Consider the following 23,818-nt stretch of genomic DNA (forward strand, 5'->3'; position numbering starts at 1 on the left):
CCGGGTGGATATCTCCGGGACGATCGAGCCTGCGCTGCAAGCACGGTCGTTGACCAAGAGTTTCGGTGGTGTCCGCGCGGTGTCGCAGGTCGGCTTCTCGGTCCCCCGTGGATCCGTGACGGGTTTCCTGGGACCGAACGGTTCCGGCAAGTCGACCACGCTGCGGATGATGCTGGGGCTGGTCCGACCGGACAGTGGCGATGCGTCGGTGGACGGTGTCCCCTACGGACGTCTCACCGACCCCGGACGCGTGGTCGGCGCGGTGCTCGACGGCGCCGGCGCCCATCCCCGCCGCACCGCCAGGAGACACCTCCGCACCTACACACCCGTCCTGGGAGTGCCTGATTCCCGTGTGGACGAGGTTCTCGCCCTCGTCGGACTGCACGACGTCGCGGATCGCCGCGTCGGCGACTTCTCGTTGGGAATGCGGCAACGCCTCGCGTTGGCCGGCGCAGTGCTCGGTGATCCGCACATCCTCGTGCTGGACGAACCGGCCAACGGTCTCGACCCGGAAGGCATTGCCTGGCTGAGGGAATTCCTTCGTGGATTCGCTCGGTCGGGGCGAACCGTCCTCGTGTCGAGCCACCTCGTGGGAGAGATCGAGCAGATCGTCGACCACGTCGTGATCCTCAGCGCCGGAACCGTGGTGTTCGACGGCAGCCTGGCGGATCTTCGCAGCACGCACCCGGTGCGAGTGCTGGTGTCCTGCTCGAACCCCGCCGCACTCGCACTCGGACTGGCAGCGGCGTCCTTCACCGACGCCACGCTCGGGTACGACGGACGACTCGTGGTCACCGGTGCGAGCGATGACATCGTTCGTGGAGTCGCGGACTCGAGGGGCGTCGCAGTCTTCGGCACCGAGCAGTCCGCCGTCTCCCTCGAGCAGATCTTCCTGTCGATGACTCGGCCGCAATACCCCTCGTCGCCGGCTCTTCCGGGCGTCGTCCCGTCGCACCCGGGAGCGCGAGTATGAGCGTCACGGCCTCGGGCCTTCTCCGATCGGAGATACGCGCGGTCACCTCGCTGCGTACGTGGTGGGCACTGGGACTGGCGCCCGTCGTGATCGGCGCGTTCGCCAGTGCCGTGTACGCGGGCATCGCGTCGTCGGACGCTCTGTCCGACGTCGAGGACGTCGATCGCTTCGCCGCTCTGATCGGCCTGTACGTCACCGTCGGATCCACGGTGCTGTTCGCCGCCGTGTTCGGGGCGGTGCACTCCGCGTCGGATCTACGGCACGGAACCGCGACGACGACGTACCTGGCCGCTCCGCGACGCGGACAGGTCGTGGCCGCGAAGATCCTGGTCAGCGCCGCGGTCGGAGCGGCCTACGCTGTTGTCGCCGTCCTGGTCAGCCTCGCGTCGCTCGCCGTCTTTGGCCGCGGAGCCCTGCCCGTCGACGACGGCCTCGTCGTCGCGATCTGTCTACTCGGTGTCGTCGTGGCCGCTCTGTGGGGTGTCCTCGGATGTGGCCTCGGACTGCTGATGGGATCACCGACATGGGCCGCCGTCGCCATCGTGGCGTGGGTTCCCGTCGGCGAGTTGATCGTCGTCGCCGTCCTCGGCGGAGTTGGTGGTGAAAGCGCTGCATCCGTGCTTCCCGGCGCAGCCACCGTAGGCGTACTGGCCGCGGACCGAGCGGGCGAGAGCGCGTCCGTCCTCCCGTTCTCGGCCGCGGTGATCGTGCTGTTGCTGTGGGCGGCTGCGTTCGCCGCGGCGGGGTGGCTCCGGACCCTGCGCCGAGACCTGACGTGAGCGAGACGCAGCCTCGCGGCTGGATCTCCCGACTGGCCTCCGACTGTTTCGCACATCGCCGTACCGCGGTGGGCGCACTCGCGGTCACCTTCGTGGCGGCGGCGATCGACATCTCGTTCCCGCTGCTGACGCGCGCTGCCGTGGACGATGCGTCCCGCAGCCGGACCGATGCCATCGTCGCCATCGTCGTCGCCATCGCCGGGCTGGCCGTCGTCCGCTTCGCGTGCCAGTTCGGACGTCGACTCCTGGCCGGGGCGCTGTCGATCGACGTGCAGCACGATCTCCGCCAGCGACTGCTCGCGTCACTGCATCGACTCGACGGCACCCGCCAGGACGAGATCAAGGTGGGGCAGGTGGTGTCCCGATCGATCACCGACCTGCAGTTGCTGCAGGGCCTGCTGGCAATGGTCCCGCTGTCCGCGGGCGCGCTGCTCCAGTTCCTGCTTGCACTCGGCGTGATGGCCTACCTGTCGCCGCTCCTGACGGTGGTCGCGCTGGCTGTCGTCCCTGCCATAGCCGTTCTCGTGGTCCGCCGACGGCCGATGCTCTACGCCGCGACATGGTCGGCTCAGCAGCGCGCCGCGGAACTCGCGGGACACGTCGAGGAAACCGTCACGGGCGTCCGCGTGGTCAAGGGATTCGGGCAGGAGACGCGCGCCGTCGACACTCTCGAAACCATCGGTCGACGCCTCTACGCCGAACGCCTGCGGGCAGCGGTGGTGAACTCCCGGTTCGCGCCGGGCATGGCCGCCCTCCCCCAGCTGGGACTGGTCGGCATCGTCGCGCTGGGCGGATGGCTCGCGTTGAACGGGTCCATCACCATCGGCACGTTCCTCGCCTTCGCCAGTTACGTAGCCACCATGGCGGCGGTCGCCCGCACCCTCACCTCCGTGGTGGTCATGGCCCAGTTGTCCCGCGCAGCCGTGGAACGCGTCTACGGCGTCATCGACACCACGCCCGTCCACGACGAGCCCGCGCACCCGGTCGCCGTTCCCGACGGTCCCCTGGGTCTGCGCCTGCAGGGAGTGCGCTTCGGCTTCGACCCCGATCAGCCGGTGCTGGACGGGCTGGATCTGACGGTGGAGCCGGGTGAGACCGTCGCCCTCGTCGGGCCGTCGGGCAGCGGTAAGTCGACTCTGTCGATGCTGCTCCCCCGCTTCTACCGCCCCTCCGACGGCAGCATCGAGCTGGTCTCGGCGCACGGGAGCGTCGACATCGCCGATGTGTCCGCCGACGACCTCCGCGCCGCGGTCGGCGTCGCCTTCGACGAGCCGTTCCTGTTCTCGAGCAGCGTCGCCGACAACATCGCACTGGGCGCGCAAGGTGCCACGGACGACGCCGTCCGGGACGCGGCCGTCCGCGCCCACGCCGACGAGTTCGTCTCGCAGTTGTCCGACGGCTACGCCACCACCGTCGGTGAGCGCGGCCTGACGCTGTCGGGTGGTCAACGCCAGCGCATCGCTCTCGCGCGGGTGCTGCTGGCGTCACCGCGCATCCTGGTTCTCGACGACGCCACCTCCGCCGTGGACGCTCGCACCGAGGCATCCATCTTCGACCAGCTCCGATCGGGCCCCCGCGTCACGACAGTGATCCTGGCGCACCGCCGCTCGACCCTGTCGTTGGCAGATCGCGTCGCCGTGCTGGACGCGGGCCGCATCGTCGACATCGGCACCGAGGCGGAGCTCGATCAGCGGTGCGCGCTGTTCCGCGAGTTGATGTCCGGTGCCGCCACCGAGGCGGCTGCCCCGGACCGTTCCCCGGAGCTGTCGGTGTGGCCGGACGACGGTGAGAACACCACCTTCGACTCGACCCCGGCCAGAAGCTCCGAGGTGGACGGTGCGGGCGGCGGCGGTCCGCCCGGGGCGGGCGGCCACATGGCGTCGTCGCTCGGTGGTTCGACACCGACCGAGGCCATGTACGACATGCTCGATCGGCTCGACCCCGCCGACGAGGATCCCGGAGTGGACACCGCAGCGTCACGACGCGACGAGTCCACGTTCACCTTGCGACGCACGCTCGCGCCCGTCGCGGGACTTCTCGCTGCCGTGATGGTGTGTCTGGCGTTCGATTCACTGGTCACCATCGCGTTCCCGTCGATCGTGCGGTTCGCCGTCGACCACGGCGTGGCCGAGCGCTCGACCGCGGTGCTCGCCCTGGTCTCCGGTGTCGCACTCGCCCTCGTGATCGCGGACTGGATCGTCGTCAAGGTGATGACGGTCATCACCGCGCGAGCCGGCGAGCGCGTCCTCTTCGGACTTCGTGTCCGCAGCTACGCACACCTGCAGCGGCTTGGCCTCGACTACTACGAGCGGGAGCTGTCCGGCCGCATCATGACGCGAATGACGACGGACGTGGACGCCCTGTCCGCATTCATGCAGACCGGACTGTCGACGGCGGTGGTGAGCCTGCTGACCATCGTCGGCGTCTCGCTGGCGTTGATCCTGACCGACAGCGTCCTCGCGGCCGTCGCGCTGTCCGTCGTGCCGGTGCTCGTCGTCGCCACGCTGGTGTTTCGTCGGATCTCCTCCCGCGCCTACTCGCAGTCGCGTGAACGCATCTCCGCGGTGAACGCCGACTTCCAGGAGAACGTCACCGGGCTCCGGGTATCGCAGGCGTACCGCCACGAGGCCGTGGCCGCGGAGGCATTCCTGGTGAAGTCGAACGCCTATCGACGCAGTCGCATGCGATCCCAGCGCGCCATCTCGGTGTTCTTCCCGTTCATCGCGTTCCTGTCGGATCTGGCCCTCGCCGCCGTGGTCTTCGTGGGTGCCTACCGTGTCGCGGACGGGCAGACGTCCGCAGGTGCGCTGGTCGCGTTCGTGCTGTACCTGGGATTGCTGTTCGGACCGATCCAGCAGTTGTCGCAGGTGTTCGACGGTTACCAGCAGGCATCGGTGGGACTCACGCGTATCGGTGATCTGCTCGCCACCCGCAGTTCGATCGAGAACGGCGAGAGCGACGCACAGGTCGCGGTGCCCGCGAGACTGCGGGGCGACATCCAACTCGACGATGTGACGTTCCGGTATTCCGGAGCGGGGCGTGACGCACTGACCTCGGTCGACCTGCACGTACCGGCAGGCACGACCCTGGCACTCGTCGGTCGTACCGGGGCCGGGAAGTCCACCATCGTCAAACTCATCGCGCGTTTCTACGATCCGACCACCGGCGACGTCCGGGTCGACGACGCGTCGCTGCGGTCCTACCCGCTGGGCGACTACCGACGCCGGCTCGGCGTCGTTCCGCAGGAAGCGCACCTGTTCAGCGGGACGATCGCGTCGAACATCGCCTTCGGTCGACCCGATGCGACGCGTGCGGACATCGAGAACGCGGCACGAGCTGTCGGCGCACTCCCCGCGATCGCTGCACTACCGCGCGGCATGGCGACGCCGGTCGGCGAGCGCGGCCGCGGTCTGTCCGCCGGCACCCGACAACTCATCGCGTTGGCCCGAGCCGAGCTCGTCGATCCCGACATCCTGTTGCTGGACGAGGCGACGGCGACGCTCGACCCGGCCACCGAACGGGCCGTCCTCGACGCCGGTCGCACCGTGACCGGGGGACGGACGTCGGTGATCGTGGCTCACCGTCTGGCCACCGCGGCGCGCGCGGATTCGGTCGTCGTGGTCGACGGCGGACGCATCGTCGAGAGAGGAACCCACGAGCAGTTGGTGACATCCGACGGTTTCTATGCCGAACTATGGGCATCCACCGAAGGACGCACCAGCAGTACACCGAGTGATGTGGCTCACCCGAGCCCCGATGGTTCGAGTTCGCCACGTCGCGGTGAGGCCAGTCACAAGGGCGACGCGGCCACGCGGCCGCCCGGCGGAAGGTCTAACCTTGACGGTGCCGTGCGCTGAGCGAGAAACAAGAAGGAAACGAGGCGAACACCTGCCGTGAGCAGCAGCTCTACAACACAGTTCGGACAAAATCAGTGGTTGGTCGACGAAATGTACCAGCGCTTCAAGACCGACCCGTCGTCGGTCGACGAGAGCTGGCACGAGTTCCTCGCTGACTACACCCCCGAACAGAACGGTGGCGGCGATCCCGCGACCGACAGTGAGTCCACCTCTGCCACACCGCAAGCCGAGCCTGCACCCAAGGCCGACAAGCCGGCGAGCAAGCCCGCCCCGAAGGCAGAGAACACGCCGAAGGCGGAACCCGCCCCCGCTCCCAAGGCAGAGAGCAAGCCCGTGACGAAGCCCGCTCCGAAGGTCGCCCCTGCGAAATCGACGGCAGCCGCCGGCCCTGCGGACAAGAAGTCCGCGGCAGTGCCGCCGCCGAAGCCGGAGTCGGACGGCCCCGAGGAAGACACGTCGAAGGTGCTCCGTGGAGCTGCTGCGGCCGTCGCCAAGAACATGGCCGCGTCGTTGCAGATCCCGACGGCCACCAGTGTTCGCGCGATCCCCGCCAAACTGATGATCGACAACCGTCTGGTCATCAACAACCACCTGGCGCGCACACGCGGCGGCAAGATCTCCTTCACCCACCTGCTCGGGTACGCCATCGTCCAGGCCGTGAAGTCGTTCCCCAACATGAACCGGCACTTCGCGGAGATCGACGGCAAACCCAACGCGATCACCCCGGCGCACACCAACCTCGGCCTCGCCATCGACTTGCCGGGCAAGGACGGGTCACGCTCGCTCGTCGTCGCCGCGATCAAGGGCTGCGAGAACTTCACGTTCAACCAGTTCCACACCGCGTACGAGGACGTCGTGCGCCGTGCCCGCGACGGCAAGCTCACGGCAGCCGACTTCAGCGGCGTCACCATCTCGCTCACCAACCCCGGCACCATCGGCACCGTGCACTCGGTTCCCCGCCTGATGAACGGGCAGGGCACCATCATCGGCGCCGGCGCCATGGAGTACCCGGCCGAGTTCCAGGGCTCGAGCGAAGAGCGCATCGCCGAGATGGGCGTCGGCAAGCTCATGACGCTGACCTCGACGTACGACCACCGCCTCATCCAGGGTGCGGAGTCGGGCGATTTCCTGCGCACGATCCACAATCTGCTGATCAGCGACGAGTTCTACGACCAGATCTTCCATGGTCTGGCCATCCCGTACGAGCCCATCCGCTGGCGTCGGGACCTGCCGACCGGAACCGTCGACAAGAACACGCGAGTGCTCGAGCTCATCGCGGCGTACCGCAACCGCGGCCACCTCATGGCCGACACCGATCCGTTGATGTTCACCAAGGACAAGTTCCGGATGCACCCGGACCTCGACGTGATCAGCCACGATCTGACCCTGTGGGACCTCGACCGCGAGTTCAAGGTCGGCGGCTTCCACGGCGAAGACAAGATGAAGCTGCGCGACGTGCTGAGCGTGCTGCGCGACTCGTACTGCCGGCACGCGGCCATCGAGTACACGCACATCCTCGAGACCGACCAGGTGGCGTGGCTCCAGGAGCGCGTCGAGGCCAAGCACGTCAAGCCGACGGTCGCTCAGCAGAAGTACATCCTGAGCAAGCTGAACGCTGCCGAGGCCTTCGAGACGTTCCTGCAGACGAAGTACGTCGGACAGAAGCGTTTCTCGCTCGAGGGTGCGGAGTCGGTCATCCCGATGATGGACTCGGTCATCGACCAGTCCGCCGAGCACGCCCTCGACGAGGTCGTCATCGGCATGCCGCACCGCGGCCGCCTGAATGTGCTCGCCAACATCGTCGGCAAGCCGTACTCGAAGATCTTCACCGAGTTCGAGGGCAACATGAACCCGGCCGCGGCACACGGGTCGGGCGACGTGAAGTACCACCTCGGCGCCGAGGGCAACTACATCCAGATGTTCGGCGAGAACGACATCAAGGTCTCGCTCACGGCCAACCCCTCGCACCTCGAGGCGGTGGACCCGGTCCTCGAGGGTCTGGTCCGCGCCAAGCAGGACATGCTGAACAAGGGCGATTCGTCCGACGGCTTCTCCGTCCTGCCGCTGATGCTGCACGGCGACGCAGCCTTCGCGGGACAGGGTGTGGTGGCGGAAACGCTCAACCTCGCGCTGCTGCGCGGCTACCGCACCGGCGGCACCGTGCACATCGTCGTCAACAACCAGGTCGGCTTCACCACGGCGCCGGAGCACTCGCGGTCCAGCGAGTACTGCACCGACGTCGCGAAGATGATCGGCGCGCCGATCTTCCACGTGAACGGTGACGACCCGGAGGCGTGCGCCTGGGTGGCTCGACTGGCGGTCGACTTCCGTCAGAAGTTCCACAAGGACGTCGTCATCGACATGATCTGCTACCGCCGTCGCGGCCACAACGAGGGTGACGATCCCTCGATGACGCAGCCGGCCATGTACGACGTGATCGACACCAAGCGCAGCGTCCGCAAGAGCTACACCGAGTCGCTCATCGGTCGTGGCGACATCAGCCTCAAGGAGGCGGAGGACGCTCTCCGCGACTACCAGGGTCAGCTCGAACGCGTCTTCAACGAGGTGCGCGAACTCGAGAAGTACACCCCGGAGCCCAGCGAGTCGGTCGAGCTCGACCAGCAGTTGCCGACCAAGCTCACCACCGCGGTGGACAAGTCGGTCCTGCACCGCATCGGCGACGCGTTCGTCAACGTCCCGGACGGGTTCACCGTGCACCCGCGCGTGCAGCCGGTCCTGGACAAGCGTCGCGAGATGGCCTACGAGGGCAAGGTCGACTGGGCGTTCGGCGAGCTGCTGGCTCTCGGCACGCTCATCGACGAGGGCAAGCTCGTGCGCATGTCGGGTCAGGACACCCGCCGCGGCACGTTCACGCAGCGCCACTCGGTCATCATCGACCGCAAGACCGGCGAGGAGTACACGCCGCTGCACAACCTGGGCAGCGACGATCCGGGCAAGTTCCTGGTGTACGACTCCGCGCTGAGCGAGTACGCGGCGGTCGGCTTCGAGTACGGCTACTCCGTGGGCAACCCGGACGCGCTCGTGCTGTGGGAAGCGCAGTTCGGTGACTTCGTCAACGGCGCGCAGTCGATCATCGACGAGTTCATCTCGTCCGGTGAGGCCAAGTGGGGCCAGCTGTCCGACGTCGTGCTGCTGCTGCCGCACGGCCACGAGGGCCAGGGTCCGGACCACACGTCCGGTCGCATCGAGCGGTTCCTCCAGCTGTGCGCCGAGGGCTCGATGACGGTTGCCGTGCCGTCGACTCCCGCGAACTACTTCCACCTGCTGCGCCGTCACGCCCGTGACGGCATCCAGCGGCCCCTGGTCGTGTTCACGCCGAAGTCGATGCTGCGCAACAAGGCTGCGGTCAGCAACATCGAGGACTTCACCGACGGCAAGTTCCACTCGGTGTTCGACGAGCCGACCTACGACACCGGTGACGGCGATCGCAAGAAGGTCGAGCGGGTGCTGATGGTGAGCGGCAAGCTCTACTACGAGCTTCTCGCCTACAAGCAGAAGAACTCGCGCGACGACGTCGCCATCGTGCGCGTAGAGCAGCTCTACCCGATCCCGAACCGTCGGATCGCGGAGACGCTGGACGGCTACCCCAATGCCACCGAGTACCGGTGGGTCCAGGAGGAGCCGGCCAACCAGGGTGCGTGGCCGACGTTCGGCCTCGCGTTCCCCGAGCTCCTTCCCGAGCGTCTGTCCGGCATCAAGCGCGTGTCACGACGCCCGATGTCCGCACCGTCCTCGGGTTCGAGCAAGGTCCACGCGGTCGAGCAGGCGGAGATCATCGACACCGCCTTCAACGGCAAGTAGACACACCGAACACGAACCGGGCCGCACCTCGAAGGAGGTGCGGCCCGGTTGTCGTTGTGCCGCCTGATGTTTCAGGCCGAGGCTGTCAGGCGCTCGGCGCCTCCGGCAACGTGACGACCTGTCCGGCGAAGGACAGACCCGCACCGAATCCGAGCAACAGGGCGGTGTCGCCCTTCTTCGCCTTGCCGGTGCGGAGGACTTCCTCCACCGCGAGCGGGATCGACGCGGCGGAGGTGTTGCCCGCCTCGGCGATGTCGTGAGCCACCGGGATGTCCTCGGCGAGTTCGAGGCTCTTCGCCAGGAGGTCCGTGATGCGCGAATTGGCCTGGTGCGGAACGAAGACGTCCAGTTCCGATGCCTTCACGCCGGCCTTGTCCAGCGCTTCACGGGCGACCTTCGCCATCTCGAACGCAGCCCAGCGGAACACCGCGATGCCTGTCATGGCGATCCACGGACGGTCGGCGTTGGGGTCTTCCTTCAGATCGGCGAAGTACTGCAGCCAATCCTTGTCCTGCTTGATGGCGTCGGACTGCGATCCGTCCGATCCCCACACGACAGGTCCGATGCCGGGCTCGTCCGTGAGGCCGACAACCATGGCGCCCGCGCCGTCGCCGAAGATCATGCGGGTTCCGCGATCGTCCGGGCGTGTCGTGACGGAGAGGTGCTCGGTTCCGATGACCAGCACCTTGTCCGACGTCCCCGCCCGGACCATGTCGGAGGCGAGCGCGAGGCCGTAGCAGAATCCGGCGCAGCCCGCTCCCAGGTCGAAGGCGCCGGGACCGCCGGTACCCAACGCGTCGGCGATGATCGACGCCGCGGGGGGCGTCAGCAGAAGGTGGGTCGACGTCGCGATGATGACGCACCCGATCTCCTCGGCACTGATGCCCGAGTTCTCCAGAGCGCGCCGACCTGCCTCGATGGACATCGAGACGACGTTCTCGTTCTCCCCTGCGAAGCGACGCGACTCGATGCCGGTGCGGGTACGGATCCACTCGTCACTCGAGTCGATCGTCTTGCAGATCTCCTCGTTGGTCACCACTCGCTCGGGCCGGTACGCGCCGATCCCCAGGATTCCTGAGTGCCGCGTCTCGGTCGGAATAGTGATCTGCGCGCCCATCGAAGGCCGTCCTCTCATGCCGCTGTCCGCGCGAAGCGCGGGTGTCGTGGCCTACGTTACTGCGCTGGAACGGGCCGCGGACAACTCCGTCGCCCCGTCGGGACCGAGGGCTACGGCGGGCAGCGCGTGAACCAGGAGCTCGATCAGCTCGTCCCGATCGAGGTCCTCTCGGCTCAACCAGGTGATGGTGACCTCCTCGCAGAACGCCACCCACCCGCGGATGGCAAGCTCGATCCGAGGAGTCGTCTCGATGCCCAGGAGCGGGAGTTGACCCACGGTTCGTTCGACCATGACGTCGCGGGTGCGCTCGAACACCGCCCTCATGTCCGGGTCCCCACTGGCGGTGCCGCGGAGCAGTGACACGTAGGTCGATCGGTGTGCGGTGACGTAGTCGACGTACGACGTGAGCGCGACCGCCAGCGTCGTGAGCGGGTCCAAACCCTCCGGCGGCTCGGTCGACGCGAGCATCTCTCTACTGGTGTGATCGACGATCGCGACGTGGAAGTCGTGCTTGGAGGTGAAGTAGTGGAAGAGCAGACCGCGGGAGACGCCGGCCTGGTCGGCGATGTCCTCGACCGAGATGGCGTCGAGTGTGCGCTCGGAGAGCATCTCCACACCCAGCTCGATGAGCTGGGCCCGCCGTTGCTCGGGGTTGAGCCGCGTTCGCTTCACGCTGTCCATTCACTCATCTTACTGAACAACGGTCAACAACTGTTGACTCACACTCAGTAAGCCCTTATTCTCATTTCATGAGTCTTCCAGTAACAGACACCGGGACTGCTACACGGTACGTCGACACGATCATCATCGGCAGTGGTTTCGCCGGGCTGGGCGCGGCGATCAAGCTGACGCAGCAAGGCAGCACCGACTTCCTCGTTCTCGAGCGCGGCAGCGATGTCGGCGGCACATGGCGCGACAACACCTATCCCGGCGCGGCATGCGACGTGCCGTCGCACCTGTACTCGTACTCGTTCGCCCTGAACCCCGACTGGACCCGGTCCTTCTCGCGGCAGGCCGAGATTCAGAAGTACATCGAGGGTGTCGCACGGCAGTACCGCGTGTACGACCGTCACGTCTTCGACTGCCATGTCGAGTCCGCCCGCTGGAACACCACCACCTCGCAGTGGGACATCGCGACCACCAAGGGCAACTTCACGGCCAAGAAGGTCGTGTCCGCCGTCGGCGCACTGTGCGAGCCCAACCTGCCCGACATCGCCGGCATCGGCGACTTCCAGGGCGAGATCTTCCACTCCGCCCGCTGGAACCACGACGCGAGTCTCGCGGGCAAGCGCGTCGCCGTCATCGGCACGGGCGCCTCCGCGATCCAGATCGTCCCGGCCATCGCGTCGACGGTGAAGCATCTCGATGTCTATCAGCGCACCGCCCCGTGGGTCCTGCCGCGATTCGACCGCGAGTACACCCGGCTCGAGAAATTCGCGTTCAAGCACGTTCCGGGGTACCAGAAGCTCTCCCGCACCGGCATCTACGCGGCCCGTGAGACGCAGGTCGTCGGCCTGACCAGGGTGCCCAAGCTCATGAAGGCCTTCGAGTTCATCGCACGCCGGCAGATCGCCAAGGGCATTCGCAATCCCGAGCTGCGCAAGAAGGTCACGCCGAATTTCCGGATCGGCTGCAAGCGCATGCTGATTTCGAACAACTACTACCCGGCACTCGACCGCCCGAACGTCGACCTGGTGACCGACGGAATCCGGGAGATCCGCGCGAACTCGATCGTGACCGTCGACGGTACGGAGCGCCCCATCGACGCGCTCGTGGTCGCCACCGGCTTCCATGTCACCGACTCCCCCACGTTCGCCGGCATCATCGGCAAGGACGGGCGCTCTTTGGCCGACGTCTTCGACGAGCGCGGTCAGCAGGGATACAAGGGCGCGACCGTGGCCGGCTTCCCCAACCTGTTCTTCCTCGTCGGCCCCAACACCGGGCTCGGACACACCTCCATGGTGTTCATGATCGAGTCGCAGCTCAATTACGTGATCGACGCGCTCAACACGATCGACAAGCACGATCTCGGTGTCGTGGAGGTGCGCCGCGACGTCCAGGACCGGTTCAACGCCGACCTCCAGGCCAAGTTGGGCAAGACGGTGTGGCTCAACGGTGGCTGCGCCAGCTGGTACCTCGACAAGCACGGCAACAACACCACCCTGTGGCCGGACTTCACCTTCGAGTTCCGCCGGATCACCCGCAACTTCGATCTCGACGCCTACGATTCCGTGTCGGCAGGGTCCACGTCCCGCCCGGTGGCGGCCGTGGACGGCTCCCCGACCGCGGGCACGACCGACAACGACGACGAGAAAGTGATCTCACGATGAGCGAATTCCGAGGCCGCGTCGCCGTGGTGACCGGAGCCGGGTCCGGTATCGGCCGCGCGTTGGCCCTCGAGCTCGCCGCACGGGGAGCGCGTCTGGCCCTGTCCGACGTCGACTCGGTCGGCCTCGCCGCCACCGTCGCCGCGGTGACCGAGCGGGGGGCGGACGTCCGCAGCGACCACCTCGACGTCAGTGAGCGTGGCAGCGTCATGGACTACGCGGACACCGTTCGTCAGCACTTCGGTGCGGTGAACCAGGTCTACAACAACGCGGGCATCGCGTTTCACGGTGATGTGGAGAAGTCCGAGTTCAAGGACTTCGAACGTGTCATCGACGTCGACTTCTGGGGAGTCGTCAACGGCACGAAGGCCTTCCTGCCGCACCTGATCGAGTCCGGTGACGGCCACGTCGTCAACGTGTCCAGCCTCTTCGGCCTGCTGTCCATTCCGTCCCAGTCCGCCTACAACGCAGCCAAGTTCGCGGTGCGTGGGTTCACCGAGGCGCTCCGCCAGGAGATGCTGATCGCGCGGCACCCGGTGCGCGTGACGTGCGTGCACCCCGGCGGCATCAAGACCGCGATCGCCCGGAACGCGACGGTCGCGGAGGGTCAGGACCAGAAGTCGGTGGCGGAGTTCTTCGACCGCCGCCTGGCCAAGACGACGCCCGAGCAGGCCGCACTGGTCATCCTCAAGGGCGTCGAGAAGAACAAGGCGCGCGTGCTGATCGGAAACGACGCGCGTGCACTCGACGCTCTCGCACGCATCACGGGATCGCGCTACCAGGACATCATCGTCAAACTGTCCTCGCGCGTCCTGCCTCGGCCGGCAGCGTAGGAACAGGCCGGTATGCGTCCCAAGGTTCTCCCCCTCGGTGTGGTGTCACGGGCGTTGAAGCCCGTCTTCCGCATCGCGCTCCACCCGCGCGTGCCTGTCCCCGCGCAACGGTTCCTGCTCGAAGCGTCCGCGCGATCGCTCCCCCTCTGGGAGGGGACGGTCGTGCGGAGCGAGCAGATGGCCGGTGTGCCGGTGGAACGAGTCACCGTGGGGGCCACCGAGAGACCCACCGCCGTCCTGTACCTGCACGGCGGTGCGTACACGGTGGGCTCACCGCTGACTCACCGCGTCGTCACGTCGTCCATCGCCCGCGACTCGGGTGCGGTCGTCGTCGCGCCGCATTATCGGTTGGCGCCAGAGCACCCGTGTCCCGCGGCACTCGACGACGCTCTCGCCGTCTTCGACGCCCTGGTCGCCGATCACGGATTCACTCCGGATCGCATTGCGGTGGTTGGTGATTCGGCCGGCGGCGGCCTGGCTGCGGCGGCGACACAGGCGCTGGTGGACCGTGGCACTCCCCCGTCGTCCCTCGCCATGATCTCCCCGTGGGCGGATCCGAACGACCAGGACTTCCCCGCGCCACGGGACTTCCTCCTCGATGCCCGGTGGTTGCGGAACTCGGCCCGCCAGTACCTCGGCGACGGAGACCCGGCCGATCCCCGCTACGCGCCGATGCGAGGAACCCTGACCGGTTTCCCGGCCACTCTCGTCCAGGTGTCGGCCGGAGAGATACTGCGTCCTCAGATCCTGCGGTTCGTGGACGCGCTGACCACCGCCGGCGTCGACGTTAGGTGCACGGAGTTGCAGGATCTGTGGCACGTGGCCCACCTGCAGGCGACTCTGTTGGCGGAAGCCGATGCCGCGGTGCGAGAGATCGGAACGTTCGTCCGCGAACGCTTCCCGGCCTGATCCGACGCGGGAAATCTCAGAAGGACTGCTCGCCCAGCCAGTTCCGCGCGATCGCCGACGGATCCTCGCCCGCGCGTACACGTTCCACCATCCGGGCGAGGTCCGCCGTGGTCAGCTCCCCGGCGATCACCTGCAGCCGACGTGCGGACTCGTCGTCGACGGAGCCCTTGCGGAACAACGGCACCACCTCCTCCGCGACGAAACCGTCGCGGTCGTCGGCCAGCACCACATCGGTCGACTCCGGATCAGACGATCGATCGGTCGCATCGAGCACGGTGACGGCGGGAACACCGCCTGGTGCCGCGAGCAGACAGTCGTAGACCTCGTCCAACACCGCGCGGACGGCGGCGTCGTCCGCGGCGGGTTCGACGTCCGCGGAGAGGGTCTCGCACTGCGGCGCCAGCGCGGAGACGGTCGCTTCCTCGAGCGTCGAGCCGACGGTGGACGGAACGGACACGGTCGGCCCGTTCTCGGCCAGCCCCTGGTCGCTGACGGACAACCATTCCGGCAGAGCCCGAGCCAGAGCACCGTAGACGTCGTCGGCATCACGGGCGTCGGACGACGGATCCAGTTGCCGGAGCAGAGATCCCGTGAAACCCGGCAGCATCGAGACCGACGCGTCGTCGAGTCCGGTCAGTGCCGCGGCCGTGTCGTCCACCGGCATCACCGACGCGGCCATGCCGTCACGGGTCAACGCTCCGGCATAGATGTGGGCCAGGACGCTCTGGACCGGCGTTCCCGTGTCCGCGACCGCGAGGGCGCCGACTGTGGTCGTCGGCTCGTCCACCGCTGCCGACGAGCAACCGGCCGACAGCACCAGCGGCAGCAGCACCGCGGCGATCTTCGATCCACGCACGTCCGGAGCCCGGCCTTTCTCGTCGTCGCCCGTACCGAAAACGGGCCGGTGTCGGCACCTATCGTTACACTCGAGCAGTGAACACGACACGTCGCACCACCTCACGTTCCGTGCGCGTCGCCGCCACCGCTCTGGTGGCCGCTGCAGCACTCACCCTGTCCGCCTGTGGCGGCGACTCGGATCCCTTGAGCAGCGGCGGTGAGGGTGGCAGCGGGGGCGACCCCAACACCATCGTCGTCGGTTCCGCGAACTTCACCGAGTCCGAGATCATCGCCAACATCTACGCCGACGCCTTGAAGGCCAACGGTTTCGATGCCAGCACACGCCTGTCGATCGGCAGCCGAGAGGCCTACATCCCCGCCGTCCGCGACGGTTCCATCGACCTCATCCCGGACTACACCGGGAACCTGTTGTTGTACTTGGACCCCGCTGCCACCGCCACGGCCCCGGAGGACGTGAACACCGCGTTGACCTCCGCGCTCAGCGACGACCTGCTGGCGTCCACGCCGGCTCCCGGCGAGGACAAGGACGCCGTCGTCGTCACCCGCGACACCGCGACCAAGTGGAACCTCACCAACATCGCCGACCTCGCTCCCTACGCGGGCCAGGTCAAGTTCGGCGGACCGCCCGAGTTCGCGGAGCGTCCGGTCGGCCTGCCCGGCCTGCGGGACAAGTACGGCGTCGACATCCCGGCAGCCAACTTCGTTCCCATCTCCGACGGTGGCGGTCCGGCGACGGTGGCAGCACTGGCGGCCGGAGACATCGATGCGGCCAATCTGTTCACCACCACGCCCGCGATCGTGGAGAACGACTTCGTCGCTCTGGGCGACCCGGACAACAACTTCCCGGCCCAGAACGTCGTTCCGGTCTACAACTCGTCCAAGAAGTCGGACAAGCTCACCGCCGTGCTCGACGCCGTGTCGGCGAAGCTCACCACGGTGGAACTGCTGGCACTGAACCAGGAAGTGTCGGGCACCGCGAAGACAGAGCCCGCCGCAGCAGCGAGCGCATGGGTCGTCGAACAGGGTCTGGACAAGCCGGTCTCGTGATCTCGTTCGAGGGCGTCACCAAGCGCTACCCCGACGGAACCACTGCGGTCGACTCGCTGGATCTCGTCATCGAGGACCGCTCGTTCACCGTGTTCGTCGGACCGTCGGGATGCGGCAAGACGACCTCGATGAGGATGATCAATCGCATGATCGATCCCACGTCGGGAACGATCACCGTCGACGGCCGGGACATCTCGGCCGTCGACGCGGTCAAGCTCAGACTCGGCATCGGATACGTCATTCAGAGTGCCGGTCTGCTCCCCCATCGCACCGTCGTCGACAACGTCGCCACCGTGCCCGTGCTCATGGGCCGCTCCCGAAAGGACGCCCGTCGCGAAGCGATGGACGTCCTGGAGCGGGTGGGCCTCGATCTGTCCATGGCCACGCGCTATCCGGCGCAGCTGTCGGGTGGTCAGCAGCAGCGTGTCGGCGTCGCCCGCGCACTGGCCGCGGATCCGCCGATCCTGCTGATGGACGAGCCCTTCAGTGCCGTGGACCCGGTGGTGCGCGAGGATCTGCAGAACGAGATGCTGCGTCTGCAGGCAGATCTGAAGAAGACGATTGTCTTCGTCACCCACGACATCGACGAGGCCATCAAGCTCGGTGACCGCATCGCGGTGTTCGGCACGGGCGGAAGACTCCAGCAGTACGACACCCCCGAGTTGGTTCTGTCCTCGCCCGCGACCGACTTCGTCGCGTCGTTCGTCGGTCGGGACAGGGGATACCGCGGACTGTCCTTCCGCGATGCAGACAAGGTGGATCTGCACCCCATCACCACGTCGTCCTCCGAGGACGCGTCGTCCGTGAGACTCGATGCCGGGCAATGGGTTCTGATCGTCACCGGAGACGGTCGACCCCGCGGATGGATGGACGTCACCGGTCTCGAAGCGTTGCGCGCCGGGCAGGACCTCGACCGGTGCACATCCGCCGGTGGGTCGTTGTTCCCGCCGTCCGGTGACCTTCGGCAGGCTCTCGATGCCGCCATCTCGTCCCCGTCGGGAGTCGGTGTCGCCGTCGATGCCGACGGCGCCGTCGTGGGCGGGATCGACGCGACCGAAGTGGTTGCGCTCCTGGCCGAGCAGCGGCAGTCGGAGGATCGCGAGCGCGGTCGACGCTACTTCGAGAAACCCTGATGCGCTGGCTCGTCGACAACGTCGACATCGTTCTGGGACTGACCCGCACGCACCTGTACCTGTCGCTGGTTCCCCTGCTGATCGGTCTCGTGATCGCGGTGCCGCTCGGCGCCGCCGTGCGCACGGTGAGCTGGCTGCGCCGGCTCACTCTGGTGGTCGCCAGTGTCGCGTTCACCATTCCCTCGCTGGCACTGTTCGTCACCATCCCGCTCATCGCGGGCCTTCGGGTGCTCGATCCGCTGAACGTGGTGATCGCGCTGACCGTGTACTCGACGGCGCTTCTGGTGCGCGCAGTGCCCGAGGCACTGGACTCCGTCTCCCCCGCGGTGGTCGACGCGTCCACCGCGATGGGATTCGGCCGGATCCGCCGCGCCGCCACGGTCGAACTGCCCCTGGCACTGCCCGTCCTCGTCGCCAACATCCGCGTCGTCGCGGTCACCAACATCTCGATGGTCTCGGTCGGGTCGGTCATCGGAATCGGCGGGCTGGGCCAGCTGTTCACCCAGGGCTACCAGCGTGACTACCCCGACCAGATCCTGGCCGGCATCATCGCGATCGTGGCCCTCGCCCTGGTGTTCGACGCCATGCTGTTCCTGATCGGCCGCGCCCTGACCCCGTGGACTCGCGCCGGATCGACCACTCGCCGAGCGAAAGGTGTGCGCGCATGAGCATCTTCTCCGATGCCGTCGCGTACATCCTCGACGGCGCGAACTGGTCGGGCGGGACCGGCATCGCTACCCGTCTGGGTGAGCACGCGTACTACAGCCTGCTGGCCGTTCTGTTCTCCGCGGTGGTCGCGGTGCCACTCGGTCTGATCATCGGGCACCTCCGACGCGGCGAGGTCGCGCTCGTGGGACTGGTCAACAGCCTCCGATCGCTGCCGACGCTGGGTGTGCTCACGTTTCTCGTCCTGCTGCTGGGACTCGGACTGGTCCCCCCGCTGGTCGCGCTGGTGCTGCTGGGCATTCCGCCGATCCTGGCCGGAACCTACGCCGGCGTCGCCAATGTCGATGCCACCGTCGTGGACGCCGCCCGCGCCATGGGCATGACAGAACGCCAGGTGCTGTTCCGAGTCGAGATCCCCAACTCGTTGCCTCTCCTGCTCGGCGGCATCCGGAACGCCACTCTGCAGGTCATCGCCACGGCCACGGTCGCGGCATTCGTCAACCTCGGAGGCTTCGGCCGGTACATCTTCGACGGTCTGGCGCTCTACAGCTACGACCGCGTCGTGGTGGGGGCCATCCTCGTGGCAGTGCTGGCGCTCGTCGTCGACGGCTTGCTGGCGCTGGCGGTCTGGGCGTCGACTCCCGGCACGGGGCGCCTGCGTCGCGCGCCCCGCGTCGAGAAATCCTCGGTCTGACTCAGGCGACACCGTCGGCGCGGGCTGCGGCGGCGACCGCCGCGGCCACCGCCGGTGCCACCCGCGGATCCAGCGGGCTCGGAACGATCATGTCGGCACTCAGATCGTCCCCCACCACCGACAGGATCGCTTCCGCCGCAGCGAGCTTCATGTTCTCGGTGATGCGGCGGGCGCCCGCGTCGAGGGCTCCGCGGAAGACGCCGGGGAACGCCAGGACGTTGTTGATCTGATTGGCGAAGTCACTGCGACCCGTGGCGACGATCGCGGCGTACTTCTTCGCATCCTCCGGGTGGATCTCCGGGTCCGGGTTGGACAGCGCGAACACGATGGACCCCTCCGCCATCGACGCGACCAGGTCGTGCGCGATCTTGCCTGCGGAGACCCCGAGGAAGACGTCGGCACCGTGGAGCGCCTCCGCGGCGCCACCACTGAGGGAGCGCGGATTGGTGCGGGCAGCCAGTTCGACCTTGACAGGATTGAGGTCGCCACGATCCGCGCTGACGATGCCCTTGGAATCCAGCACCACCACGTCGGAGATTCCCGCCGCGAGGAGGATGTTGGCGCACGCCACTCCCGCTGCACCCGCACCGGAGATGACGATCTTGAGACCCTCGAGGTCGCGCTTCTGCACGCGCACAGCACCTTTGAGTGCCGCGAGGACCACGATGGCCGTGCCGTGCTGGTCATCGTGCATGACCGGGCAGTCGAGCGCCTCGATCACACGCTTCTCGATCTCGAAGCACCGCGGAGCCGAGATGTCCTCGAGGTTCACGGCCCCGAAACTCGGGCGCAGCCGGATCAACGTCTCGACGATCTCGTCGACATCGTTGGTGTCCAGAACGAGCGGGATGGAATTGAGGCCGGCGAACTTCTTGAACAGCGCCGCCTTCCCCTCCATCACGGGGAGCGACGCGCGGGGACCGATGTCGCCCAGTCCGAGAACGGCCGAGCCGTCACTGACGACGACGACGAGGCGCTCTGTCCAGGTGTACTTGTTCACCAGCTCCTGGTCCTCGGCGATGGCCCTGCTCACCAGGGCGACGCCCGGTGTGTAGGCGATCGAGAGATCCCGCTTGGTCTCGAGCGGAGCGGTGAGCTCCACGCTCAGCTTGCCCCCGACGTGGCTGAGGAAGATCTCCTCGTCGGTGATGGAGGCAATGGCCTCGGCGGTGTTGCCGACGTCGGGCGTGTCGGGTCGGTCGGTTGCGGCAGTCACGGCGGCGCTCCTTCTCGGTCCGCGCTCGGCGCGGGGAGGGACATGCTGGGATACGAGTGTAAGACCCTGCGCGCGGCGGGTGAGCCGGCAAACGCGGCACCGGCGAAGCGGTAGCCGAAGTCGATCACGGCGCGGTAGCGGTGATCGAAGAGTGAAATCAGTCTGCCATATCGGTGCGGGAGCCGATCAGCCCCACCACTGGGTCCACAGCAGAGCGCCCGCCACGACGAGGACTCCGACGGACCCGAGGAACGAGACTCCGCGCGCCCGGTGGTCGGCGACCCGTTGCAGGACCAGAGCCGCGACGCAGGCGACCACATGCCATGCGATCGATGCGGTTCCGGGGCCCGGAAAACCGCGGTCGCCACCAATGACGGCGGCGGCCACCACCAGCGCGGTCAGGACGATCAGGCCCGCTGCCACGGATCCGCTGAGCGCCCTCATCGGCGACCGTCCGGGTGGATCGGGGGAACACCGGCGGCCTTGGCCACCAGCTTCTCGAACTGGTCGACCGCCGTGGTGCGGGCGCCGATCGGCGTGGTCTTGTTCGTCCCGTGATAGTCCGACGACCCGGTGACGACGAGTCCGTACCGCTCCGCAATGGCCCGCAGCGCGTCGGCGTCCTCGGGACTGTGGTCGGGGTGATCGACCTCGAGTCCGCCGAGCTGTCCTCCCCTGGCCAGCTCGAGAATGTGATCGGTGTGCAGCAGGCGGCCACGCGTGCGGGCGCGGGCGTGGGCGATGACGGGCACGCCCCCGGCCTCGGCCACCATTGCCACGGCGACGTCGAGAGGGGTGTCCGCCTTCTCGACGTAATACTTGCCGCCGGTCTTCAGGAGGTCCGCGAACGCGTCGTTCACCGTCTCGACGACACCGGCCGCCACCAGGGCCCGAGCAAGGTGTGGTCGTCCGGCGGACGGGCCCGCCGCGGCGAGGATCGTGTCCGCGTCGACGTCGTACCCGTCGGCGGCCATGAGGTCGATCATCCTGCGCAGCCGCACCTCGCGCTCCGCACGCAGACGGCTGCGCTCCTGCGCGAAGGCGGTGTGGGTCGGGTCGAACAGGTACGCCAGCAGATGCACGGTGACCGGATCGCCGTCCTCACCGCGGCCCTGACACGACATCTCCATACCCCGCACGAGGATCGGGCCGCCGGGTGTGGACTCCACCGCGGCCTGCGCCTCGTCCCACCCGTGCGTCGTGTCGTGATCGGTCAGCGCGACGACGTCGAGACCGGCCGCCGTCGCCGCGGCGATCAACTCGGCCGGCGTATCGGTTCCGTCGGAGGACGTGGAATGGGTGTGGAGATCGATCAGCACGGGTGACACTCTTTCAGGTCGGTGGACGGTGTCAGGTCGGCGGACGCAGCGACGCGGCCGACCGCCGAGGATCGGTGACGTCGATCCCCGCCTCGGTCCACGCCTCGCGCAGTGCTTCCGCACCGCGCAGACGCACCCACGCCGCCTCGGTGCCGGTCACCGGGACAGCGGCCAGGAAGGTCACGGGGTCGTACGGCTCCGGAAGTACCAGGTCGGGAACCCCCGAGTCGACGCTCAGAAGAACTGCCGTGAACGGAGCTCCGGGCCACAGCGGCTCCCCCGCATCTAGTAGCGCATCGGGCACCAGCACGATGCCCTCGACCGCCGGGGACGCGGCGAACGTCGCGAGCGTGCGCCAGACGTCGCGGACAGCCTCGTCCATGCGCCGCAGCGACAGCACCAGTTCGGCGCGGGGGCCGCGCTGGGAATCGGTGACCATGTCGGACGGGTCGGCCATGGGATGACGCGAACACCCGACCGTCGCGAGGTGAGCGACCCCGTCGGAGCCGGGCGCGAACAGAAGGACGTCCAGCGACTCCAGACCCAGGAACGTGATCGACGCACTGGGCGGGCTGTCCTGCTGCCACGTCCGATGGAGGTGCGACCGCACCTGCTGGATCACGTCACTCGCACTCACGGGATCCATACAACCACTGCGGTCCCCGTGCACGCCCGGGCCGGTACGGTCTTCTGTGTGACGGAACTGCCGTGGTGACCGTGCTCACCGTGTCCGACGAGGTGGTCGAGAGCCTCTGGAACGCACGCAGGCTGCCGTTCGCAGTGGACCTCGTCCTCGGTGCCGGCGATCTGCCGTTCGACTACCTCGAGCACGTGGCGGAGATCGCGAACGCTCCCTGCGTGTTCGTCCCCGGCAACCACGACGCGGACCTGAGCGGCTACTCGGCCGGGCGCGCCGGATGGATGCGGGCAGGACTGCCGTCGAGCTGGCCGGGCCCGGACGGGGCGATCAATGCCGATCGCCGCATCGTCGCCGCCGCGGGCCTGCGGATCGCCGGACTCGGTGGTTCGATCCGCTACCGCGACGGCCCCAACCAGTGGACCGAGCGCCAACAGCGGCGCCGAGCGTCGACGCTGATCCGCACCCATACGTGGCATCCGCTGTTCCAGCGTGGCTCCCGCGGCGTGGACGTCCTGCTGACGCACAGTCCGCCGTTCGGGCTGGGCGACGGAGACGACGCGCCGCACCGCGGGTTCCGGTGCCTGGACCCGTTGACGGACAAGCTGCGGCCGCAGATGCTGATACACGGCCACATCCATCCCCACGGCGTCACTCCCGTCGACCGACACCTGCATGGCGCCACCGTGCTCAACACCGTCGGGTACGCACTGATCGACATCACTCCGGGTGGCGATACCCCGCCCGTCATCGAGAGGCGACGACATGGCTCGTGACACAGGATTTCCCGCAGCCGACGCCGAGAACGACTTCTCGCGGCAACGTCGGCGCGCCGACGTCGCGCGCCTCGTCGGGTGGTTGCGTCGGCAACCCGACGACATCACGACCATCCTGCCGTTCGACGAGGTCGTCGCCGCGCTGGGGAAGGTCCGCGAACGCAGGATCGGACTCGAGGTGATCCGGGTCGACTCGATCGTCGGAAGTGTGGACCGCACACGCGATTTCGATCGCTACTTCCGGCCGACGTCGACACGCACCCGGGAACGGTGGCAGCGCCTGGCCACCGCGTGGCGACGCGGTGAGTCGATGCCGCCGATCGAGGTGTACCGCGTGGGCGGCATGCACTTCGTCATCGACGGGCACCACCGCGTGTCCATCGCGTGCGCGATGCACATGACTCTCATCGAGGCGTACGTCACCGAGATCGTCACGCGCATCTCGCCGGACGGCATCTCGAGCCGCGGCGACCTGGTGGTCAAGGACCATCGGCGCATCTTCCTCAGTCGTGTTCCGTTGACCGGCAAGTCGCGCGAGGCCATCGAGTTCTCCGACCCGTGGCAGTACGCGGAACTCAGTGATGCGGTGGAGGCCTGGGGTTTCCGGTTGATGCAGGAACTGGGCGAGTTCGTCGACCGTCGCACGGTAGCCCGTCGATGGTTCGGTGAGGAGTTCCTGCCCGTCGTGCGCATGGTCAGGTCGGTCGGTGGCATGTTGACCAGGCACACCGACGCCGAGGCGTACATGTGGGTGGCACGCGAGCGATACCGCCTGGTGCGCAGCCACATCTGGAACGACGAGATCATCGCTCAACTGAAAGAGGCGGCGCCCCGCTGAGAGCTCGGGGTGCCGCC

Annotated in this window: 20 protein-coding genes; 13 read left to right on the forward strand and 7 right to left on the reverse strand. The window is 67.7% G+C overall.

The annotated features are described in order from the left end of the window. Nucleotides 1-4 precede the first annotated feature (4 nt). From RU01_RS11450 to RU01_RS11465, 4 genes are read left to right on the forward strand one after another with little or no spacing between them, the layout of a single operon-like run. A complete protein-coding gene (locus tag RU01_RS11450; RefSeq protein WP_052493245.1) occupies nucleotides 5-973 on the forward strand; it encodes an ABC transporter ATP-binding protein in 969 nt (322 codons plus the stop codon). Further along, nucleotides 970-1,752 carry an ABC transporter permease gene (locus RU01_RS11455; protein ID WP_042574683.1) on the forward strand — a complete coding sequence of 261 codons (783 nt, stop codon included), beginning with the start codon at nucleotides 970-972 and terminating at the stop codon, nucleotides 1,750-1,752. Before RU01_RS11450 ends, RU01_RS11455 begins: the two co-directional genes overlap by 4 nt. Then, nucleotides 1,749-5,609, forward strand: coding sequence for an ABC transporter ATP-binding protein (locus RU01_RS11460; protein WP_231568680.1), 3,861 nt, complete (start codon nucleotides 1,749-1,751; stop codon nucleotides 5,607-5,609). Before RU01_RS11455 ends, RU01_RS11460 begins: the two co-directional genes overlap by 4 nt. A 36-nt stretch (nucleotides 5,610-5,645) precedes the next feature. Further along, nucleotides 5,646-9,431, forward strand: a complete 3,786-nt coding sequence (locus tag RU01_RS11465) for a multifunctional oxoglutarate decarboxylase/oxoglutarate dehydrogenase thiamine pyrophosphate-binding subunit/dihydrolipoyllysine-residue succinyltransferase subunit (protein ID WP_082043053.1) — start codon at nucleotides 5,646-5,648, stop codon at nucleotides 9,429-9,431. A gap of 85 nt (nucleotides 9,432-9,516) precedes the next feature. Here the strand turns inward: RU01_RS11465 and RU01_RS11470 are convergent, their stop codons facing one another. After that, nucleotides 9,517-10,548 carry a beta-ketoacyl-ACP synthase III gene (locus RU01_RS11470; protein ID WP_042574685.1) on the reverse strand — a complete coding sequence of 344 codons (1,032 nt, stop codon included), beginning with the start codon at nucleotides 10,546-10,548 and terminating at the stop codon, nucleotides 9,517-9,519. 51 nt (nucleotides 10,549-10,599) lie between these two features. Then, nucleotides 10,600-11,229 (reverse strand): TetR/AcrR family transcriptional regulator, encoded by a 630-nt coding sequence (locus tag RU01_RS11475; protein WP_042574686.1) that lies wholly within the window; start codon nucleotides 11,227-11,229, stop codon nucleotides 10,600-10,602. Between the two features lie 68 nt (nucleotides 11,230-11,297). Here RU01_RS11475 and RU01_RS11480 point away from each other — a divergent pair, with 68 nt between their 5' ends. From RU01_RS11480 to RU01_RS11490, 3 genes are read left to right on the forward strand one after another with little or no spacing between them, the layout of a single operon-like run. Further along, entirely contained in the window at nucleotides 11,298-12,878 is a 1,581-nt protein-coding gene (locus tag RU01_RS11480; RefSeq protein ID WP_042574687.1) for a flavin-containing monooxygenase, read from the forward strand. Next, the gene (locus tag RU01_RS11485) at nucleotides 12,875-13,708 is read left to right on the forward strand and encodes an SDR family NAD(P)-dependent oxidoreductase (protein WP_042574688.1); all 834 of its coding nucleotides are present in this window, start codon (nucleotides 12,875-12,877) and stop codon (nucleotides 13,706-13,708) included. Before RU01_RS11480 ends, RU01_RS11485 begins: the two co-directional genes overlap by 4 nt. Nucleotides 13,709-13,720: 12 nt before the next feature. Beyond that, the gene (locus tag RU01_RS11490; RefSeq protein ID WP_042574689.1) at nucleotides 13,721-14,617 is read left to right on the forward strand and encodes an alpha/beta hydrolase; all 897 of its coding nucleotides are present in this window, start codon (nucleotides 13,721-13,723) and stop codon (nucleotides 14,615-14,617) included. A gap of 16 nt (nucleotides 14,618-14,633) precedes the next feature. On the opposite strand, the gene RU01_RS11495 is transcribed toward RU01_RS11490, so the two are convergent. Further along, nucleotides 14,634-15,473, reverse strand: a complete 840-nt coding sequence (locus RU01_RS11495; RefSeq protein ID WP_052493246.1) for a glycine betaine ABC transporter substrate-binding protein — start codon at nucleotides 15,471-15,473, stop codon at nucleotides 14,634-14,636. Nucleotides 15,474-15,550: 77 nt separating this feature from the next. Between RU01_RS11495 and RU01_RS11500 the strand changes: the two genes are divergently transcribed. Genes RU01_RS11500 through RU01_RS11515 form a run of 4 tightly spaced genes read left to right on the forward strand, consistent with a single transcriptional unit; the run spans nucleotide 15,551 to nucleotide 19,015 of the window. Continuing rightward, the gene (locus RU01_RS11500) at nucleotides 15,551-16,522 is read left to right on the forward strand and encodes an ABC transporter substrate-binding protein (RefSeq protein WP_042574690.1); all 972 of its coding nucleotides are present in this window, start codon (nucleotides 15,551-15,553) and stop codon (nucleotides 16,520-16,522) included. Further along, a complete protein-coding gene (locus tag RU01_RS11505; protein WP_042574691.1) occupies nucleotides 16,519-17,655 on the forward strand; it encodes an ABC transporter ATP-binding protein in 1,137 nt (378 codons plus the stop codon). The genes RU01_RS11500 and RU01_RS11505 overlap by 4 nt, the downstream gene beginning before the upstream one ends. Beyond that, on the forward strand, nucleotides 17,655-18,323 hold the full coding sequence (locus tag RU01_RS11510; protein ID WP_042574692.1) for an ABC transporter permease: 669 nt from the start codon (nucleotides 17,655-17,657) through the stop codon (nucleotides 18,321-18,323). The genes RU01_RS11505 and RU01_RS11510 overlap by 1 nt, the downstream gene beginning before the upstream one ends. Continuing rightward, nucleotides 18,320-19,015, forward strand: a complete 696-nt coding sequence (locus RU01_RS11515; protein ID WP_042574693.1) for an ABC transporter permease — start codon at nucleotides 18,320-18,322, stop codon at nucleotides 19,013-19,015. The genes RU01_RS11510 and RU01_RS11515 overlap by 4 nt, the downstream gene beginning before the upstream one ends. A gap of 1 nt (nucleotide 19,016) precedes the next feature. On the opposite strand, the gene RU01_RS11520 is transcribed toward RU01_RS11515, so the two are convergent. The 4 genes from RU01_RS11520 to RU01_RS11535 form a co-directional block, all read right to left on the reverse strand. Then, entirely contained in the window at nucleotides 19,017-20,174 is a 1,158-nt protein-coding gene (locus RU01_RS11520; RefSeq protein WP_052493248.1) for an NAD(P)-dependent malic enzyme, read from the reverse strand. 243 nt (nucleotides 20,175-20,417) lie between these two features. Continuing rightward, nucleotides 20,418-20,675, reverse strand: coding sequence for a hypothetical protein (locus RU01_RS11525; RefSeq protein ID WP_042574694.1), 258 nt, complete (start codon nucleotides 20,673-20,675; stop codon nucleotides 20,418-20,420). Further along, nucleotides 20,672-21,550, reverse strand: coding sequence for a PHP domain-containing protein (locus RU01_RS11530; protein WP_042574695.1), 879 nt, complete (start codon nucleotides 21,548-21,550; stop codon nucleotides 20,672-20,674). The genes RU01_RS11525 and RU01_RS11530 overlap by 4 nt, the downstream gene beginning before the upstream one ends. Before the next feature lie 31 nt (nucleotides 21,551-21,581). Further along, nucleotides 21,582-22,196 carry a suppressor of fused domain protein gene (locus tag RU01_RS11535; RefSeq protein ID WP_042574696.1) on the reverse strand — a complete coding sequence of 205 codons (615 nt, stop codon included), beginning with the start codon at nucleotides 22,194-22,196 and terminating at the stop codon, nucleotides 21,582-21,584. Between the two features lie 62 nt (nucleotides 22,197-22,258). Here RU01_RS11535 and RU01_RS11540 point away from each other — a divergent pair, with 62 nt between their 5' ends. Then, nucleotides 22,259-22,963 carry a metallophosphoesterase family protein gene (locus RU01_RS11540; protein WP_042574697.1) on the forward strand — a complete coding sequence of 235 codons (705 nt, stop codon included), beginning with the start codon at nucleotides 22,259-22,261 and terminating at the stop codon, nucleotides 22,961-22,963. Then, complete coding sequence (locus RU01_RS11545) at nucleotides 22,953-23,801, forward strand: hypothetical protein (RefSeq protein WP_042574698.1); 849 nt, start codon at nucleotides 22,953-22,955, stop codon at nucleotides 23,799-23,801. The genes RU01_RS11540 and RU01_RS11545 overlap by 11 nt, the downstream gene beginning before the upstream one ends. Nucleotides 23,802-23,818 lie beyond the last annotated feature (17 nt).

The organism is Rhodococcus sp. MEB064, assembly GCF_000834565.1.
Classification (GTDB): Bacteria; Actinomycetota; Actinomycetes; order Mycobacteriales; family Mycobacteriaceae; genus Rhodococcoides.

Coding starts and splice junctions, on each gene's coding strand:
- RU01_RS11455 (WP_042574683.1), top strand. CDS start 970: ATGAGCGTCACGGCCTCGGGCCTTCTCCGATCGGAGATACGCGCGGTC.
- RU01_RS11470 (WP_042574685.1), bottom strand. CDS start 10,548: ATGGGCGCGCAGATCACTATTCCGACCGAGACGCGGCACTCAGGAATC.
- RU01_RS11475 (WP_042574686.1), bottom strand. CDS start 11,229: ATGGACAGCGTGAAGCGAACGCGGCTCAACCCCGAGCAACGGCGGGCC.
- RU01_RS11480 (WP_042574687.1), top strand. CDS start 11,298: ATGAGTCTTCCAGTAACAGACACCGGGACTGCTACACGGTACGTCGAC.
- RU01_RS11485 (WP_042574688.1), top strand. CDS start 12,875: ATGAGCGAATTCCGAGGCCGCGTCGCCGTGGTGACCGGAGCCGGGTCC.
- RU01_RS11490 (WP_042574689.1), top strand. CDS start 13,721: ATGCGTCCCAAGGTTCTCCCCCTCGGTGTGGTGTCACGGGCGTTGAAG.
- RU01_RS11510 (WP_042574692.1), top strand. CDS start 17,655: ATGCGCTGGCTCGTCGACAACGTCGACATCGTTCTGGGACTGACCCGC.
- RU01_RS11515 (WP_042574693.1), top strand. CDS start 18,320: ATGAGCATCTTCTCCGATGCCGTCGCGTACATCCTCGACGGCGCGAAC.
- RU01_RS11525 (WP_042574694.1), bottom strand. CDS start 20,675: ATGAGGGCGCTCAGCGGATCCGTGGCAGCGGGCCTGATCGTCCTGACC.
- RU01_RS11535 (WP_042574696.1), bottom strand. CDS start 22,196: ATGGATCCCGTGAGTGCGAGTGACGTGATCCAGCAGGTGCGGTCGCAC.
- RU01_RS11545 (WP_042574698.1), top strand. CDS start 22,953: ATGGCTCGTGACACAGGATTTCCCGCAGCCGACGCCGAGAACGACTTC.